10 protein-coding genes are annotated in these 15,087 nt (G+C 66.1%); 2 read left to right on the top strand and 8 right to left on the bottom strand.

Annotation, left to right across the window (positions count from 1 at the left end; genetic code table 11):
- The 8 genes from HMPREF1868_RS00705 to ssnA form a co-directional block, all read right to left on the bottom strand.
- A partial coding sequence (locus HMPREF1868_RS00705; protein ID WP_156439398.1) for a BMP family ABC transporter substrate-binding protein occupies nucleotides 1-688 on the bottom strand: 688 nt, incomplete at its 3' end.
- A 192-nt stretch (nucleotides 689-880) separates the two neighbouring features.
- The gene (locus tag HMPREF1868_RS00700) at nucleotides 881-1,816 is read right to left on the bottom strand and encodes an ABC transporter permease (protein WP_009277992.1); all 936 of its coding nucleotides are present in this window, start codon (nucleotides 1,814-1,816) and stop codon (nucleotides 881-883) included.
- A complete protein-coding gene (locus HMPREF1868_RS00695) occupies nucleotides 1,816-2,931 on the bottom strand; it encodes an ABC transporter permease (protein ID WP_062529503.1) in 1,116 nt (371 codons plus the stop codon). Before HMPREF1868_RS00695 ends, HMPREF1868_RS00700 begins: the two co-directional genes overlap by 1 nt.
- Before the next feature lie 12 nt (nucleotides 2,932-2,943).
- Nucleotides 2,944-4,455: an ABC transporter ATP-binding protein gene (locus tag HMPREF1868_RS00690; RefSeq protein ID WP_062529501.1), complete on the bottom strand. Its 1,512-nt coding sequence runs from the start codon at nucleotides 4,453-4,455 to the stop codon at nucleotides 2,944-2,946.
- 110 nt (nucleotides 4,456-4,565) lie between these two features.
- Nucleotides 4,566-7,337, bottom strand: coding sequence for a selenium-dependent xanthine dehydrogenase (gene xdh, locus HMPREF1868_RS00685; RefSeq protein WP_062529499.1), 2,772 nt, complete (start codon nucleotides 7,335-7,337; stop codon nucleotides 4,566-4,568).
- A 12-nt stretch (nucleotides 7,338-7,349) separates the two neighbouring features.
- Nucleotides 7,350-7,817, bottom strand: coding sequence for a 4Fe-4S binding protein (locus HMPREF1868_RS00680; protein WP_062529496.1), 468 nt, complete (start codon nucleotides 7,815-7,817; stop codon nucleotides 7,350-7,352).
- 105 nt (nucleotides 7,818-7,922) lie between these two features.
- The gene (gene ygfK, locus HMPREF1868_RS00675) at nucleotides 7,923-10,919 is read right to left on the bottom strand and encodes a putative selenate reductase subunit YgfK (RefSeq protein ID WP_062529494.1); all 2,997 of its coding nucleotides are present in this window, start codon (nucleotides 10,917-10,919) and stop codon (nucleotides 7,923-7,925) included.
- Nucleotides 10,920-10,999: 80 nt separating this feature from the next.
- Entirely contained in the window at nucleotides 11,000-12,355 is a 1,356-nt protein-coding gene (gene ssnA / locus HMPREF1868_RS00670) for a putative aminohydrolase SsnA (protein ID WP_062529492.1), read from the bottom strand.
- A gap of 454 nt (nucleotides 12,356-12,809) precedes the next feature.
- On the opposite strand from ssnA, the gene HMPREF1868_RS00665 reads away from it, so the two are divergent.
- Nucleotides 12,810-13,460, top strand: a complete 651-nt coding sequence (locus tag HMPREF1868_RS00665) for a helix-turn-helix transcriptional regulator (RefSeq protein ID WP_062529490.1) — start codon at nucleotides 12,810-12,812, stop codon at nucleotides 13,458-13,460.
- A 39-nt stretch (nucleotides 13,461-13,499) separates the two neighbouring features.
- Nucleotides 13,500-14,885: a M20 family metallopeptidase gene (locus HMPREF1868_RS00660; protein ID WP_082719454.1), complete on the top strand. Its 1,386-nt coding sequence runs from the start codon at nucleotides 13,500-13,502 to the stop codon at nucleotides 14,883-14,885.
- Nucleotides 14,886-15,087: the final 202 nt, after the last annotated feature.

The following is a 15,087-nucleotide window of genomic DNA, read 5'->3' as shown; positions in this document are numbered from 1 at the left end:
GGGAGGCGTCGGTGAAGCCGGCCTCGAAGTTGTACTGGCCCTTGATCTCGGGGTTGATCTTCTGGGCGGCGGCCAGGTAGGCGGCGTACTTGGCCTCGGTGGAGGGGAGCTTCATGCCGCCGATGAAGCCGATGCTGTTGGTCTTGGTCATGAGGCCGGCGACGACGCCCGCGAGGGCGCCGGTCTGCTTGAAGTTGGGCAGCACCGTCTCCACCTTGGCGAGGGACTTGTAGTCGGCCATCTCGGAGGTGGGGTTGGTGTTGGTGATGAGGAAGTGGACCTTGTCGTTGCCCTCCGCGTCGGCGACGACCTCGGCCCAGTCGGAGGCGAACTGGTTTCCGTTGCCGATGATGAGGTCGACGCCCTGGTCGACGTAGCTCTGGGCGGCGGTGGCGGCATCGGCGTCGGGCGTGTTCTCCTTGGGCTCGAGCATCTCCCACTTGGGGTGGGACTCGATGGCGCGCTTCAGGGACTCGTAGTGGCCCTGGTCCCAGCCGCCGTCGGTGATGGTGCCGGACATGATCATGGCGACCTTGTAGCTGCCCTCGGAGGAATCCCCGCCTGCTGCCTTGTCGTCGCTGCCGCTTCCGCCGCTGCAGCCCGCGAGGGCGACCGTGGCCGCGGATCCGAGGCCCAGCGCGATGGCCTGACGCCTGTTAAGCATGAAGTTGAACTTGGACTCGCTCATGGTAGTTCCTTTCTAAGAAGACATTCCTGCCACTGACACATGCGAAGAACTTCCAACCTCGTTTCTCTGTGCTGTGCCCACTCCCTTCGACTCGATGGCCAAAAGGCCCGGAGTTTATATCCCATCCTTGCACGTTGGATGGTGCTTTTGTAAATCGCGCTGCCCAGCGGGCGTTGCCCGGGCGGCAGCGGACTAACGCGACTCGCGGTAGTAGGGCTGGCCGTTCGCCTTAGGCCCGGCGTGCCTGGAACCGAAGAAGATCAGGGCGATGATCGTGAAGATGTACGGGATCATCTTGAAGAACATGACGGGCGCGGCGTTGAACTGGGCCTGCAAGGCGACGTTGAGCCCGTCGAAGAAGCCGAAGAGCAGGCTCGCGGCCATGATGCCCACGGCGCTCCAACGGCCAAAGATGACTGTCGCCAGCGCGATGAAGCCGCGGCCCATGACGATGCCGTCGATGTAGATCGGGGTCATGCAGACCGAGAGGAACGCCCCGCCCATGCCGGCCAGCGCGCCGCAGGCGACGCAGGCCACGAACTTGATGCGGATGACGTTGATGCCCAGGGTCTCTGCAGCCTGGGGGTTCTCGCCCACCGAGCGGAACGAGAGGCCGCCGCGGAAGCTCTTGAAGAAGTAGGTCACGAGGGGCACCAGGATGAAGGCGAGATAGGCAAGGAGCTGCTGACCGAAGACCGGCCCACCTATGTAGGGTATCGCGCTCAGCCCCGGGATCTGGATCCTCTCCATGATGACGCCAGTGGCGTTGGCGGAGTTGGATCCGACGAACATGTTGTAGCCGAAGAGCGCCAGGGCGGGCGCAAGGATGTTGATGGCCATGCCCACGACCACCTGGTCGACGCAGAGCGTGACGGTGCAGAAGGCGTAGATCATGTTGATGGCGATGCCGGCGACGATGGCGGCGCAGACGCCGAGCCAGAGGTTGCCCGTCATCTTGCCCACGGCGAAGGCGACGAAGGCGCCCACGGCCATGATGCCCTCAAGGCCGATGTTGACCAGGCCGGCGCGCTCGGAGAAGAGCTCGCCCAGGGCGGCCAGGAGGATGGGCACGGCGCTCAGGGTCGTGGCGTTGAGGATCGTGGGCAGCGAGGTCATGAAGAAGTCCATTACGCCGTCACCTCCGCTTTCTTGTCGGTGGCGACCTCAGGCTCGTTCGCGCCCTGCTTGGGTCCACGGGAGCTGAAGAACGCAATGATCTTGGGGAGCTTGACGATGGCCATGCCGGCGACGGCGAAGATGATTATCAGGCCGCGGATGATGTCGACGATGGCGGTGGGGACGCCGATGACGCTCTGCATCATGGTGCCGCCCGTGTTGAGGATGCCGAAGAGGATGGCGACCAGCATGGCAGCTATGGGGTTGAGCTGCGAGATGAGGGCGATGGCCACGCCGTCGAAGCCGAAGCCCGCGCCGAAGCCCGCCGCCAGGCGGTAGGGGGTCTTGCCCAGGAGCTCGACGGCGCCGCCCATTCCGGCGATGGCGCCCGAGATGACGAAGGCGAGAAGGACGAGCCTGTTCACCGGGAAGCCGCTCACGCGCGAGGCGATGGGGTTCATGCCCACGGCGCGGATCTTGAAGCCGAAGGAGGTGCGGAAGATCAGGTACCACAGGAAGAGGCCCAGGAGGACGGCAAGGATGACGCCCACGTGCATGCCGCCGATGCCGGGCAGGCGAGCGGCGCTGGGCATGGCGAGGGTCTTGGGAAGGCCGTTGTCCGAGAAGAGGTTCTTGAAGACGTACTCCATGAAGTACATGGCGATGTAGTTGAGCATGATCGTGGTGATCATCTCGTTGAGGCCACGCGTGATCTTCATGATGCCGGGAAGCAGGCCCCAGAGGCCGCCCACGACGATGCCGGCGGTGAGGCCGCAGAGCATGCCGACGGGGCCGTCGAGGCCAAGGCCCAGGACGACGGTGGCGGTGGCGCAGCCACCCATGATGAACTGGCCCTCGCCGCCGAGGTTGAAGACACCGCACTTGTAGGCGAACACGGCGCAGAGGCCGGTGAAGATCAGCGGGCAGGAGCGCTCCAGGGTCTTGGCGACCTTGGAGAGGGAGCCCAGGGAGCCCTGGAGCATGGCGGCGTAACCCTGGACGGGGCTCTTGCCGAGGCACGCGATGATGATGGCCCCCACGATGAGCGCGAGGAGGACCGAGACGACGGGGGTGAGCGTCGTCAGCAGCTTCTCGCGGCTGTTGTCAGAGCTAGAGCTCTTTGCCATTGTTCCTCCCTCCTACTTTCCTGCCATGGCGAGCGAGATCTCCTTGATGGGGGGATTCGCGCCGGGGTACGTTCCCATGACCTGGCCCTCGAAGAGGACGACGATGCGGTCCGAGAGCTTCAGGACCTCGTCGAAGTCAGCCGAGATGAGCAGCACCGAGCAGCCGGCGTCGCGCTGCGCCACGATCTGGTCGTGGACGAAGCCGGTGGCGCCGATGTCCAGGCCGCGCGTGGGATAGACGGCCACGAGGAGCTTGGGGTGGCTGTCGAGCTCGCGCGCGAGGATGACCTTCTGCTGGTTGCCGCCCGAGAGGCTGCGGGCCGTCTGGCTGACGGAGGTGCAGCGGATGTCGTTCTCCTCGCGCAGCTGCTCGGCGAACTCCTGGATGGCATCCATCTTGAGCCAGGCGCCGTGCCCTGCGGAGAAGCGCTCGGTGTTGGTCTGCTTGAGGACCAGGTTCTCGGCGATCGTCATGTCGCCGACGAGGCCCATCTTATTGCGGTCCTCGGGGATGTTGCCGAAGCCGGCGTCGATGAAGGCCTGGGGCGAGAAGAGCGCGATGCTCGAGCCGTCGGGACCGACGACCTCGCCGGACTCGGGGGCGATGAGGCCGGTCACGACCTCGGCGAGGGCACCCTGCCCGTTGCCGTCGATGCCCGCGACGCCCAGGATCTCTCCCTTGTGGAGGGTGAGGGTGACGTCCTTCAGGCCGCCGTGCTTGACCTCGGGATGGTAGGACACGTTGGTGAGCGTGAGCATGGGCTGGTCGGTCGCGTCCACCTTCTGGTAGGTGCTCTCGGTGAACTTCTGGCCGATCATGAGGTCGGCGAGCTCCTGCTCGGTGGTCTTGGAGACCTCGACCGTGTCGATGAACTCGCCGCGGCGCAGGACCGTGACGCGGTCGGAGATGTGCATGACCTCGCGCATCTTATGCGAGATGAAGATGATCGACTTACCCTCGTCGGTCAGGGAGTTCATGATGTCGAAGAGGCCCTGGACCTCGAGGTCGGTGAGGACGGCGGTGGGCTCGTCGAGGATGAGCAGGTCGGCTCCGCGGAAGAGGACCTTCAGGATCTCGACGCGCTGCTGCATGCCGATGGACATGTCGCCCACGCGCTGGTCGAGGTCGACCTCCAGGCCGTAGCGCTGCATGAGCCCCTCGATGGTCTTGCGGTCGTCGGCCTTCTGGAGCAGGGGCGTGTTGTGGCGCTTGTCGCCCAGGATGATGTTCTCGAGGCCGCTCATGTCCTCCACCAGCATGAAGTGCTGGTGCACCATGCCGATGCCGTGCGCGACGGCATCGCGCGGGGAGTCTATGTGGACCTCCTCGCCCCTCATGTAGATCTTGCCCGCAGACGGCGTGTACAGGCCTATCAGGCAGTTCATGAGCGTCGACTTGCCCGCTCCGTTCTCGCCCAACAGGGTGTGCACCTCGCCCTCTTGTATGGAGAGGGTGACGTTGCGGTTCGCGTAGAACGAGCCGAAGCGCTTGTCGACGCCCTCCATCCTCAAGAGCTCTCCCATGTCACGACCACCTCTTTCGCAGCTCTTCCGGTCTCACGTTTCGGGGTGTTGCATTGCCCAGGAGCCCCCGGCACGGCGGCAGGAGGCCCCTGAATATCCTTGGGATCGGCCTACCCGCGCGGCCTCCTCTCGTAGGGCGTGCCGACGAGCGGCAGCTTGGTCTGGAGCTTGCCGCTGACGCGACGATACGCGTTCTGCACCGCAGGCGCGGTGGGGATGGTCGCGATCTCCCCGATGCCCTTGCCGCCGTAGGCCACGGGCAGGAGCTCGTCCTTCTCCACGTAGATGGCGTGGATGTCGGGAATCTGGCTGGCACGCAGGAGGCCAAGGGTCCCGTAGCGCGCGGTGGGCACGCAGTCCTTGAGCGGGAAGTCCTCGGTGAGGGCATAGCCCATGCCCATGAGCACGCCACCCTCGATCTGGCCCTGGATGGCGATGGGGTTGACAACCTTGCCGGAGTCGTGCGCGGCGTAGATCTGGGAGACCTTGCCCTTCTTGTCCAGGATCACCAGGTGCGTGGCAAAGCCGTAGCACACGTGGCTCTTGGGGTTGGGCTTGTCCGCCCCCAGCTTGTCGGTGGGCTCGAAGTAGACGTAGCTGAACTCGCAGCCCTCGAGCGCCGCCAGCGCGGAAGCGGGGTCATTGGCGTGGCGTCCGCCGCCGGCCTTGAGCTCGCAGGCATGGACGTCGTAGCTCCTGCCGTCCTCGTACTCGACCTTGACGCCGTCACCCCTGGCGCGAACGGGTCCCTGGGGCACGCCCTCCCCCGCCTCGTACGCGAGCATCGCGTCGCGGAGCAGGAAGGCGGCACCGCGCACGGACTCGCCGGTGATGACGGTCTGGCGCGAGCCGGAGGTGGTGCCGGAGTCGGGCGCCGCCTCGGTGGAGCACTCGCCGTTGCGGATGAGGGCGCGCGGCAGGCCGCTGGCCTCCGCCACGTCCTGGAGGAAGACGGTGTTGCAGCCCTGGCCGATGTCGGAGGTCGCGGAATAGACCATCGCCTTGCCGCCATCGACCACGATCTTGCAGCGCCCGGCGTCAGGCAGGCCCACGCCCACGCCCGCGTTCTTCATGGCGCAGGCGAGGCCGCAGTGGTCGGCGTTGGCGTCATAGGCGTCCTTCACCGCCAGGAGGGTCTCCTTGAGCGCGGTGGAGCAGTCGGCGATCTGGCCGTTGGGCAGGACCTCGCCGGGCTCGATCGCGTTCTTGTAGCGCATCTCCCAAGGAGAGATGCCCACCTCGTCGGCAAGCACGTCGATGAGGCACTCGAGGGCGAACTGGCTCTGGCACACACCGAAGCCGCGGAAGGCGCCCGCGGGCGGGTTGTTGGTGTAGTAGCCGTACCCACGTATGTCGGTGTTCTGGTACTTGTAGGGACCGACCGAATGGGTGCAGGCGCGCTCGAGGACGGGGCCGCAGAGGCTCGCGTAGGCACCGGTGTCGAAGTTGATCTCGCAGTCCAGAGCGGTGAGGTTGCCCTCCTCGTCGCAGCCCAGGGTGAAGGTGCCCTGCATGGCGTGGCGCTTGGGATGGAAGTCGATGGACTCCTTGCGCGTGAAGCGGCACTTCACCGTGCGCCCGAAGTGCAGGGCGGCGAGGGCGGCGAGGTGCTGGGCGCTCACGTCCTCCTTGCCGCCGAAGCCGCCGCCGACCAGCATGGTCTGGACGACGACGCGCTCGGGCGTCTCGTCCCAGCCAAACATGTGGGCGACTTCCTTGCGCGTGTCGTAGGCGCCCTGGTCGGTGCTCTGGACCTTGACGCCGTCCTTGTAGGGGAAGGCCACGGCGCACTCGGGCTCCAGGAAGGCATGCTCGGTGAAGGGCGTCTCGAAGGTCTTGGTCACCACGTGGGCGGACTTGGCGAGCGCCTCCTTGGCGTTGCCGCGGGTCACGTGGCGGCTCTGGCAGACGTTGTCGTGGAGCTCGACGACGTTGCCGAAGGCAAGGAAGCTGTCGTGGATGATGGGGGCACCCTCGGCCTTCGCCTCCTCGATGTTGCGGACGGGCTCGAGCTCCTCGTAGGTCACCTTGACGAGCCTCTTGGCCTTTGCCAGGGTCTTCTCGTCCTCGGCAACCACCAGGCAGATGGCATCTCCCACGAAGCGGGTGACGTCGCCCTCGGCGATCATCACGTCCCAGTCCTGGATGAGGTGGCCCACCTGGTTGACGGGCACGTCCTTGGCGGTGAGCACGCCCAGGACGCCAGGCAGGGCCTCGGCCTTGGAGCTGTCTATGGAGAGCACGCGGGCACGCGGGTACTTCGAGCGCACCGCCGAGGCGTAGGCCATGTCGGGGTAGTCGGTCTCGTTGAGGTCGTCGGGATACACGCCGTAGCCCAGGACCTTGCGGCGCACGTCCACGCGGAAGGCGCGCTTGCCCACGCCGTAGTCGTCGCCTCTCTCGAGCTCGGGGTCGATCTGCCTCTCTCCCCTGAGAATCTGGGCGGCAAGCAGGATGCCCTCGATGATCTTCTTGTAGCCGGTGCAGCGACAGACGTTGCCCTTTATCGCGACCTTGACGTCGTCCTCGGTGGGATTGGAGTTGGCCCTCAGGAGGGCTGCCCCGCTCATCACCATGCCGGGGATGCAGAAGCCGCACTGCACGGCCCCCACGGCGCCGAAGGCATAGACGAAGGCCTCCTTCTCCTCCTCGCCAAGGCCCTCCACGGTGAGGATCTGCTTGCCCTGGGCAAGCTTGGTGGTGATGACACAGCCCTTGGTGGCAATCCCGTCGATGACGACGGTGCAGGTGCCGCAGGCGCCCTCGGAGCAGCCGTCCTTCACGGAGGTGAGGTGGAGCTCGTCGCGCAGGAAGCGCAGGAGCGATACGTTCTCGTCCGTCGAGATCTCTTCGCCGTTGACGGAGAAGCTGTACTTTCCCATGTCCCCTCCCCTCTAGAAGCCCTTGGCCAGGATGCCGTTGGCGTCACGGATGACGCCGCGCGGGCACTTGGTCGCGCACATGCCGCAGGCGATGCAGAGCTCGACGTCCGTCACCGCCAGGTTGTCCGTCACGTGGATGGCATCCGCCGGGCAGGCTCGCTCGCAGGCGCCGCAGGCGATGCAGCTCGAGTCGCAGAGCTTGCGTGCGACCGAGCCCAGGTCCGGATTGGAGCAGAGAGGCAGGATCGTCGCCTCGCAGGGGACTATCTCGATGATCCCCTGCGGGCAGGCCCTCGCACAGAGGCCGCAGCCTATGCAGGCCTCGCGCCTCACCTGCGCGGTGTTGTTCTCGTTGAGGCCGATCGCGTCGACCTTGCAGGCGGCGACACACGCACCGCAGCCGACGCAGCCGTAGTTGCAGTACCTGCTGGCTCCCCCCCAGCAATGTACGACGGCTACCTTGTCCCTTCTCTTGGCCATATTGAGCCTATCCCCCCGGAATGAGCGCCGGGAGGTGGCACGCCGAAGCGCGCCACCCCCGGCCCTCGGTTTGTGTTTGAGGCTGTGGCACAGCGCCTCGCGAGGCTAGCCGATCATGAGGTAGGCATAGTCGCTTTGCACGGCAGCGATGGTGGCGCGCACCGACTCGGGCAGTCCGCAGTCCTTGTCATTCACATCGTATACCTTAGTGCCTCCGTCAAGCCTGACGAGCATGCCGCCGTCGACGGGAAGGAAGCCCTCGTTGGTGCTGTTGTCGAAGTCCTCCTTGCTCCAGAAGAGGGTGAGCTTGTCCTTGTAGGGACGGCCGCCCTGGTAGGGGCAGAAGACGGCGCAGTTGCCGCACTCGTTGCACATGCCGTCGACGTGCACGATCTGGCGCTGACGCATGCCGGGCACGCGAATCGCGACGTTGGCGCGGTTGGGGCAGACCTCGACGCAGGTCTCGCAGACGGTGGCGCAGCCCAGGCAGCGGGTCCTGTCGCAGCCCTTGACGTCCAGACAGAGGTCGCCGCGCTTGGCGAGCGGGGCGTCGTAGTCGGCCTTGACGTTGGACTCGACCTTGCCGTTGAAGTCCGCGCCCGAGATGGCGACGGTCACCATGGCGGCGTCCGCGATGCCCTCGACCACGGTGGCAGGCCCGCGGCGGGCATCACCGATGGCATAGACGTGGGGCAGGTTGGTCTTGTAGCTGGCGTCGACCACGGGGCGTCCCTTGCGGTCGACCTCGATGCCGGAGGCCTCGAAGAGCGTGCCCTCGACGTTCTCGCCCACCGCGGCGATGACGGTGGTGGCGGGGATGGTCGTGGTCTTGCCGGTGGAGACGGGCGAGCGGCGGCCAGACTCGTCGGGAGCGCCAAGCTCCATGACCTCGCAGGTCAGGACGCCGTCGGCAAACGTGTCGGGCGAGAGGAGCTCCATGAACTCGACCCCGTCCTCGAGCGCGAGCGCGAGCTCCTCCTCGTCGGCGGGCATGTAGCGGCGGGTGCGGCGGTAGACCAGGCGGACGTTCTCGACGCCCTTGATGCGCTTGGCGGCACGTGCCACGTCCATGGCGGTGTTGCCGGCACCGATGACCACGACGTCGCTGCCGAGCTCGAGGGAGTCGGGGTCACCCTTGGCGGCCACGAGGAAGTCGATGGCGTCCATCTCGGCGCCGGACTTGAGGGTGGCGCGACCAGGCGCCCAGGCGCCGATGGCGATGACGACGTCGGTGTAGCCCTGCTTCAGGAGCTCGTCGACCGACTTGACCTCGACGCCGCACTCGAATTTGGCGCCGTAGGCGCTGCAGAGCTCGATGTCGCGGTCGATGGCCTCGCCCGAGATGCGGAACTCGGGGATGGCATGACGGACGATGCCGCCCAGCTTCTGGGTGCGCTCGATCACGGTCACGTCGACGCCGGCGCGGGAGAGGAAGGACGCGGCGGAGAGGCCGGCAGGGCCTCCGCCGATGACGGCGACCTTCTTGCCCTTGACCTCGGCCCTGCGGGCGAGCGTGGGCAGGACCTTCTCGCTTGCCGCCTCGGCGGCCTTGAGCTTTGCCTCGCGGATGTGGACGTGCTCCTCGTAGTAGTTGCGCATGCAGCCGTCGCCGCAGTGGTGCGGGCAGATGGTGCCGGTCACGAAGGGCAGGGCGTTGCGCTCGAGGATGACGTTGAGGGCGTCCTCGTAGCGGCCCTCGTCCACGGCCATGAGGTAGCCGGGGATGTCCTGGTGGATGGGGCAGTCGTGGCGGCAGGGCGCCGTGAAGCAGTCCATGAGGGGAAGCTTCGCCGCGACGTGGCGCTCGGGCAGGGGCTTGATGGGCTTGCGGTAGGCGTCACCCCTCACGGCCTCGCCCACCATGCCGCGGACGGCCTTGGCGTCAACGCCGTCGAAGGCCTTGGCCTCGACGGACTCGAGGACGCGCACGATCTGGCCGAAGCGCTGGTAGCCACCGGGCTTGAGGATGGTGGTCGCCACGGTGACGGGCCAGATGCCGGCCGAGACGAGCCCGGCCACGTTGTTGGCGTCGGCACCGCCGGAGTACGAGATGCGCAGCTTGCCGTCGAACTGCTCGGACAGGCGGGCGGCCAGGGTGAGGGAGAGCGGGTACAGCGAGCGGCCCGACATGTACATCTCCTCGCTGGGCAGCTCGTTGCGGGTCACGTCGACGGGGAAGGTGTTGGTCAGCTTGACGCCGAACTCCAGGCCCCTCTCCTTGCCCAGCGCGATAAGGCGCTCGAGCATGGGGACGGCGTCCTCCCACTGGAGGTCCTCCAGGAAGTGGTGGTCGTCGAAGGCGATGTAGTCGAAGCCCAGGGAGTCCAGGGTGGTGCGGGCGTACTCGTAGCCCAGGAGCGTGGGGTTGCACTTTACGAAGGTGTTGAGGCCCTTCTCGCACATGAGGTAGGTGGCGATGCGCTCGATCTCTGCGGGAGGGCAGCCGTGCAGCGTGGACTCGGTGATGGAGCGCGAGACCTGCGGGGTGATGGAGTCGACGAAGGCCTCGTCCACGTGCTCGAAGCGGTCGAGGTTCGCCTTCGCCCAGGCGATGGCCTCGGTGAAGGCCGGCGTGGCGGAGGCGTCCTTCATGTCGTTGATGTACTTGTCGACCTTGGGGCTCTTGATGCCCTCGAGGTCGTAGCCCACTGACATGTTGAACACGAAGCCGTCGGCAGATCCCAGGTCAAGCTCGCGGGAGAGCAGCTTGCAGGCGACCCACGCCTTGACGTACTCGTCGAAGGCCTGGGGGACGGTCAGCTCGGTGGACCACTCGCAGTTGTAGCCCTCGTCACCTGCCAGGATGCAGGGCTTGTTGACGCAGGCCGAGAGTTCCTCGCCGTCCATGACCTGGACGGTCTTGAGCTCGAAGAAACGGGCACCGGTCACGTAGCTCGCGACGATGTTCTGGGCGAGCTGGGAGTTGGGGCCAGCCGCAGGGCCGACGGGCGTCTCGATGCTCTCGCCGAAGATGCGGCGGGTGCCCTTCCCGTCACCCTTGGCGAAGCGGGTGATGCCGAAGATGCTGCCCTGCGTGTGGTACTCGTCCAGGATCCAGCCCATGAGGGCGTCGAACGGAATGGGGCGCATGATGTCGCTCATATTGGTCCTCTCCTAAAAACCAAAGGCGGATTATGTCCCCCGCATTTATTGCGTCCGCGGGCGACGCAAGTGCATGCGACTTAGTACTCGCGGCCGTTGAGCTCCCCCCAGAGCTGCTTGGAGGCGGCGAGGATGCGGGCGTTGATGGCCTCCTCGTCCAGGTCGACGAACTCGCGGTCCTTGTAGAGGACGCGACCGTTGATGATGGTCGTGCGGCAGGCCTTGCCCTCGAAGCCGAAGAGGATGTGGCCGTCGATGTTCTCGTCCGAGAAGGGCGTGAAGGGCTTGTAGTCGAAGATCGCGATATCGGCCGCGGCGCCGGGGGCCAGGATGCCGAGGGGCTTGCCCTGGGGCTTGACCGAGAAGTACTTCTCGGCGATGGTGCGGTTGTTCTTGAACAGCATGGCCATGTCCTCGCCCCAGGCGACGTTGGGCATGCAGCTGTTGTGGCGCTGGATCATGATGAAGGTCTTCAGGCTCTCCAGCACGTCATGGGTGTAGGCGTCGGTGCCCATACCCACGGTGATGCCGCGCTTGAAGAACTCGAGCACGGGGGCGCAGCCCACGGCGTTGTTCATGTTGGAGCCGGGGTTGTTCACGATCATGGTCTTGGTCTCGGCGATCACGTCCATGTCGGCGGGCGTGATGTGGATGCAGTGGCCCAGCATGGTCTTCTCGCCCAGGAGGCCGTGGTCGAGGAGGCGGTGCACGGCGGTGCAGCCGTGGTTGCCCAGGCTGTCATAGACGTCGTTCATTCCCTCGCAGACGTGGATGTGGAAGCCGGTGAGGCCGTCGTTGGCCTCGACCATCTTGTCGAGGGTCTTGTCCGAGAGCGTGAACAGGGCATGCCCGCCGAACATGGCGGCGATCATGTCGGAGTCCTGCCCGGCGGCCCAGCGCGCGAACTCGGCGTTCTCGGCGATGGCCTGGTCGCACTTCTCCTCGCCGTCGCGGTCGGAGGTCTCGTAGCAGAGGCAGGCGCGCATGCCTGTCTCCTCCGCAACGTCCTTGATCGCGAAAAGCGACCCGGGAATCTCGAGGAAGCTGGCGTGGTGGTCGAAGATGGTGGTCACGCCGTCGCGGATGCAGTCCAGGATGGTCGCGTACGCGGAGGCGCGGGTGCCCTCCATGTTGAGGTTGCGATCGATCTTCCACCACTGCTGCTCGAGGTTCTCGAGGAAGTTGGTTGGGTTGCAGCCCTTGATGGCCAGGCCGCGGGCGAGGCCGGAATAGATGTGGGTGTGGGCGTTGATGAGTCCCGGCATGATCACCGCGCCACGCGCGTCGAGGAACTCTGCGTCGGGGTACTTGCCCTCGAGCGCGGACCTGTCGCCGACCTCCACGATCTTGGTGCCGTCGACGACGACCGCGCCGTCCTCGAAGTACGGATGCGCCTCGTCACGAGTGATGACCCTACCATTTGCTACGAGCAGCATGAGACCCCTCCCCCTGCTGAGCGCCGCAGATCAGCTACGGCCGGATACTTGTGAGGCGTGGTCCTCTCTTACCACGTCTATATCTGAAAAAATGATAGGTGGAAAAAAGAAAAGTAAGAATCAGTGATGTCGTAGGCGGTCGATATACCACCATCGGCGCGTTGTATTTTTAAATAAATAACGTTTTGCACATGCGAGAGTGACGTCGCACGACGCGATGTGGCCCCATGCAGGCAGGGACCTCCTCGCCCCGGCTGGGACCCCTCCCCGAAAATCCCTAACAATTTGTAAGCTTCATCTATTGAGCACGGCGCGATTCGATATACCATTCGGCTGCCAGACCCGCTCGCGACGCAGGTCGCCAAAGGTCGGCTCTCATAACTCTTTGATAGGCATCCCTGCGACCTCGCAGGGTCGGCGCCCAGCTCGCGGGCGACATCAACGGGAGGTTCCCATGCGTGCACAGGACATCGAGTTCTGCCGCTCCCTCGCACATGGCATCGCGACCCAGTTCGGACCGGGCTGCGAGGTGGTCATCCACGACCTCTCGGCCGACAACCCCTCGAGCACCATCGTCGCCATCGAGAACGGCCATGTGTCGGGCCGTGCGGTGGGAGACGGCCCCTCGCATGTCGTGCTCGAGGCACTGCACGACCGCCGCAACCCCGTCGAGGACCGGCTCGCCTACCTCACCAAGACCGAGGACGGCAAGATCCTGAAGTCGTCCACCATCTTCCTGCGCGGCGAGGACGGCGAGGTGGACGGCATCTTTGCCATCAACTACGACATCACCATGCTCCTTGCCGCACGTCACGAGCTGGAGTCGCTCACCGCCGTCGCCGCGCAGGGTGCGGCAGACCCCGAGCCCATCCCCCAGAGCGTGACCGAACTCCTGGACGAGCTCATCGAGCAGAGCGTGCGGGTCGTGGGCAAGCCCGTCACCCTCATGACCAAGGAGGACAAGGTCAAGGCAATCGGCTTCCTCAACGACTCCGGCGCCTTCCTGGTCACCAAGTCGGGCCAGAAGGTCTGCAACTACTTCGGCATCTCGAAGTACACCCTGTACAGCTACATGGACGAGGCCAAGGCCCAGGCGCAGGGGTAGCCCGGGCTCGAGGCGATCGCCTTCCGGGAGGTGGGCCGCATGGCTCGGGACGTCATGGTTGGAGAAGACAAGGGAGACTTGCTGGCGCAGGTCGCCGGCGCTGGCGCTTATGCGGATGCCAACGCCAGCGCGGACAAGGGCACGGACCGCAGCACGAACGACGTGGTCGGGCTCACCCAGGCGCTCGTGAGGATCGACAGCAGCGACCCTGGCGCCTTCGAGGGCGAAGTCGAGGGCTTCGTACGCGGCTGGCTCGAAAGTCGCATCGGACGGGCGCGCGAGCTTGCCGGCAAGGGCGGGCGCGAGGTACTGGGCCACGTCTTCCTCGAAGAGCTCGAGGCGCTTCCCGGCCGGCCCTGCCTGAGGGCCGTGATTCCCGCCGCGGGTGAGCATGATGCCACGGGCACGGAGGTGACGGGGCTCTCGCCTGACGACGAGGCCACGACCGAAGGCCTGCCGGGGCTCGTCTACTGCTGTCACCAGGACACCGTCGTCCTGGGGGATGGCTGGGACGACGAGACCCCCGCCCTGGGGGCGAGGGTACTTGACGGGCGGCTCTATGGCCGCGGCTCCTGTGACATGAAGGGCGGCCTTGCCTGCGCGATGCTTGCCTTTGGGAGCGCCCTCGACGAGGTCGCGCTGAGGGGACGCCTCCCCCGCCGCCGCATGACGCTGCTCTGCACGGTTGATGAGGAGGACTTCATGCGCGGCATCGAGGCCGCGATCGCCACCGGATGGGTGGGCGGTACCGACTGGGTGCTGGACACGGAGCCCACGGGCGGCAAGGCGCGCATGGCACACAAGGGCCGCAGCTGGTTCGAGCTCGAGCTGCGCGGTGTCACCGCACACGCGAGCACGCCCTGGCGCGGGGCGGACGCCGTCGCCGCTGCCGCCGAGGCGGTCGTGCGCATACGCTCGGCCGTGGCGGCACTGGAGAGGCATCCCGACCTCGGCGCTTCCACCGTGACCTTCGGACAGATAGAGGGTGGCTACCGGCCCTACGTGGTACCCGACGACTGCCATGTGTGGATTGACATGCGGCTCGTGCCTCCTGCGGGCACCGACTCTGCCAGTGGCATCGTGACGGACGCCCTTCGTGCGGCCGAGAGGGCCGTGCCAGGCTGTGTCGGCAGCTACGAGGTGACCGGGGACCGCCCTCCCATCGAGGCAAACCCCCAGTCCGGACTGCTCGCGCTCCTGCAGGAGGCTTCCGCCGAGGTCACGGGGGCCAAGGCGGGCATCGACGTGTTCACCGGCTACACCGATGGCGCCGTCGTGGCGGGAACCTGCGGGAACCGCGACTGCGTCTCTTACGGGCCGGGCGAGCTCGAGATGGCGCACAAGCCCAACGAGTACGTACCGTTGGCGGACCTCGAGCGCGTGCGCGCGGTGCTCTGCGAGCTTGCCAGGCGGGCGCTCTGGTAGCTGCGCGCCTGCGTCGACGAATCCCGCCGCCGCAGGCGCGAAGTGGGTGGCCGTGGTGCCGTCACGTGATCGAAGTGGGTGGCCGTGGTGCCGTCACGTGATCGAAGTGGGTGGCTGAGTTGCCACCGCAGGCCCGAAGTGGGTGCTTCTCTCGCCTGAGAGCCGCATGCAACCACCCACTTCGACCCTCTCGCGCGCCGAC

Source organism: Olsenella sp. DNF00959, assembly GCF_001553055.1.
Taxonomy (GTDB): Bacteria; Actinomycetota; Coriobacteriia; order Coriobacteriales; family Atopobiaceae; genus Olsenella_I; species Olsenella_I phocaeensis.
Note: the sequence above shows the minus strand (reverse complement) of the source record. Positions and strands in the feature narration are given on the sequence as shown.

Excerpts from the sequence above, each read along its gene's own strand:
- HMPREF1868_RS00700 (WP_009277992.1), bottom strand. The coding sequence starts at position 1,816 with ATGGACTTCTTCATGACCTCGCTGCCCACGATCCTCAACGCCACGACC.
- HMPREF1868_RS00695 (WP_062529503.1), bottom strand. The coding sequence starts at position 2,931 with ATGGCAAAGAGCTCTAGCTCTGACAACAGCCGCGAGAAGCTGCTGACG.
- HMPREF1868_RS00690 (WP_062529501.1), bottom strand. The coding sequence starts at position 4,455 with ATGGGAGAGCTCTTGAGGATGGAGGGCGTCGACAAGCGCTTCGGCTCG.
- xdh (WP_062529499.1), bottom strand. The coding sequence starts at position 7,337 with ATGGGAAAGTACAGCTTCTCCGTCAACGGCGAAGAGATCTCGACGGAC.
- HMPREF1868_RS00680 (WP_062529496.1), bottom strand. The coding sequence starts at position 7,817 with ATGGCCAAGAGAAGGGACAAGGTAGCCGTCGTACATTGCTGGGGGGGA.
- ygfK (WP_062529494.1), bottom strand. The coding sequence starts at position 10,919 with ATGAGCGACATCATGCGCCCCATTCCGTTCGACGCCCTCATGGGCTGG.
- ssnA (WP_062529492.1), bottom strand. The coding sequence starts at position 12,355 with ATGCTGCTCGTAGCAAATGGTAGGGTCATCACTCGTGACGAGGCGCAT.
- HMPREF1868_RS00665 (WP_062529490.1), top strand. The coding sequence starts at position 12,810 with ATGCGTGCACAGGACATCGAGTTCTGCCGCTCCCTCGCACATGGCATC.
- HMPREF1868_RS00660 (WP_082719454.1), top strand. The coding sequence starts at position 13,500 with ATGGCTCGGGACGTCATGGTTGGAGAAGACAAGGGAGACTTGCTGGCG.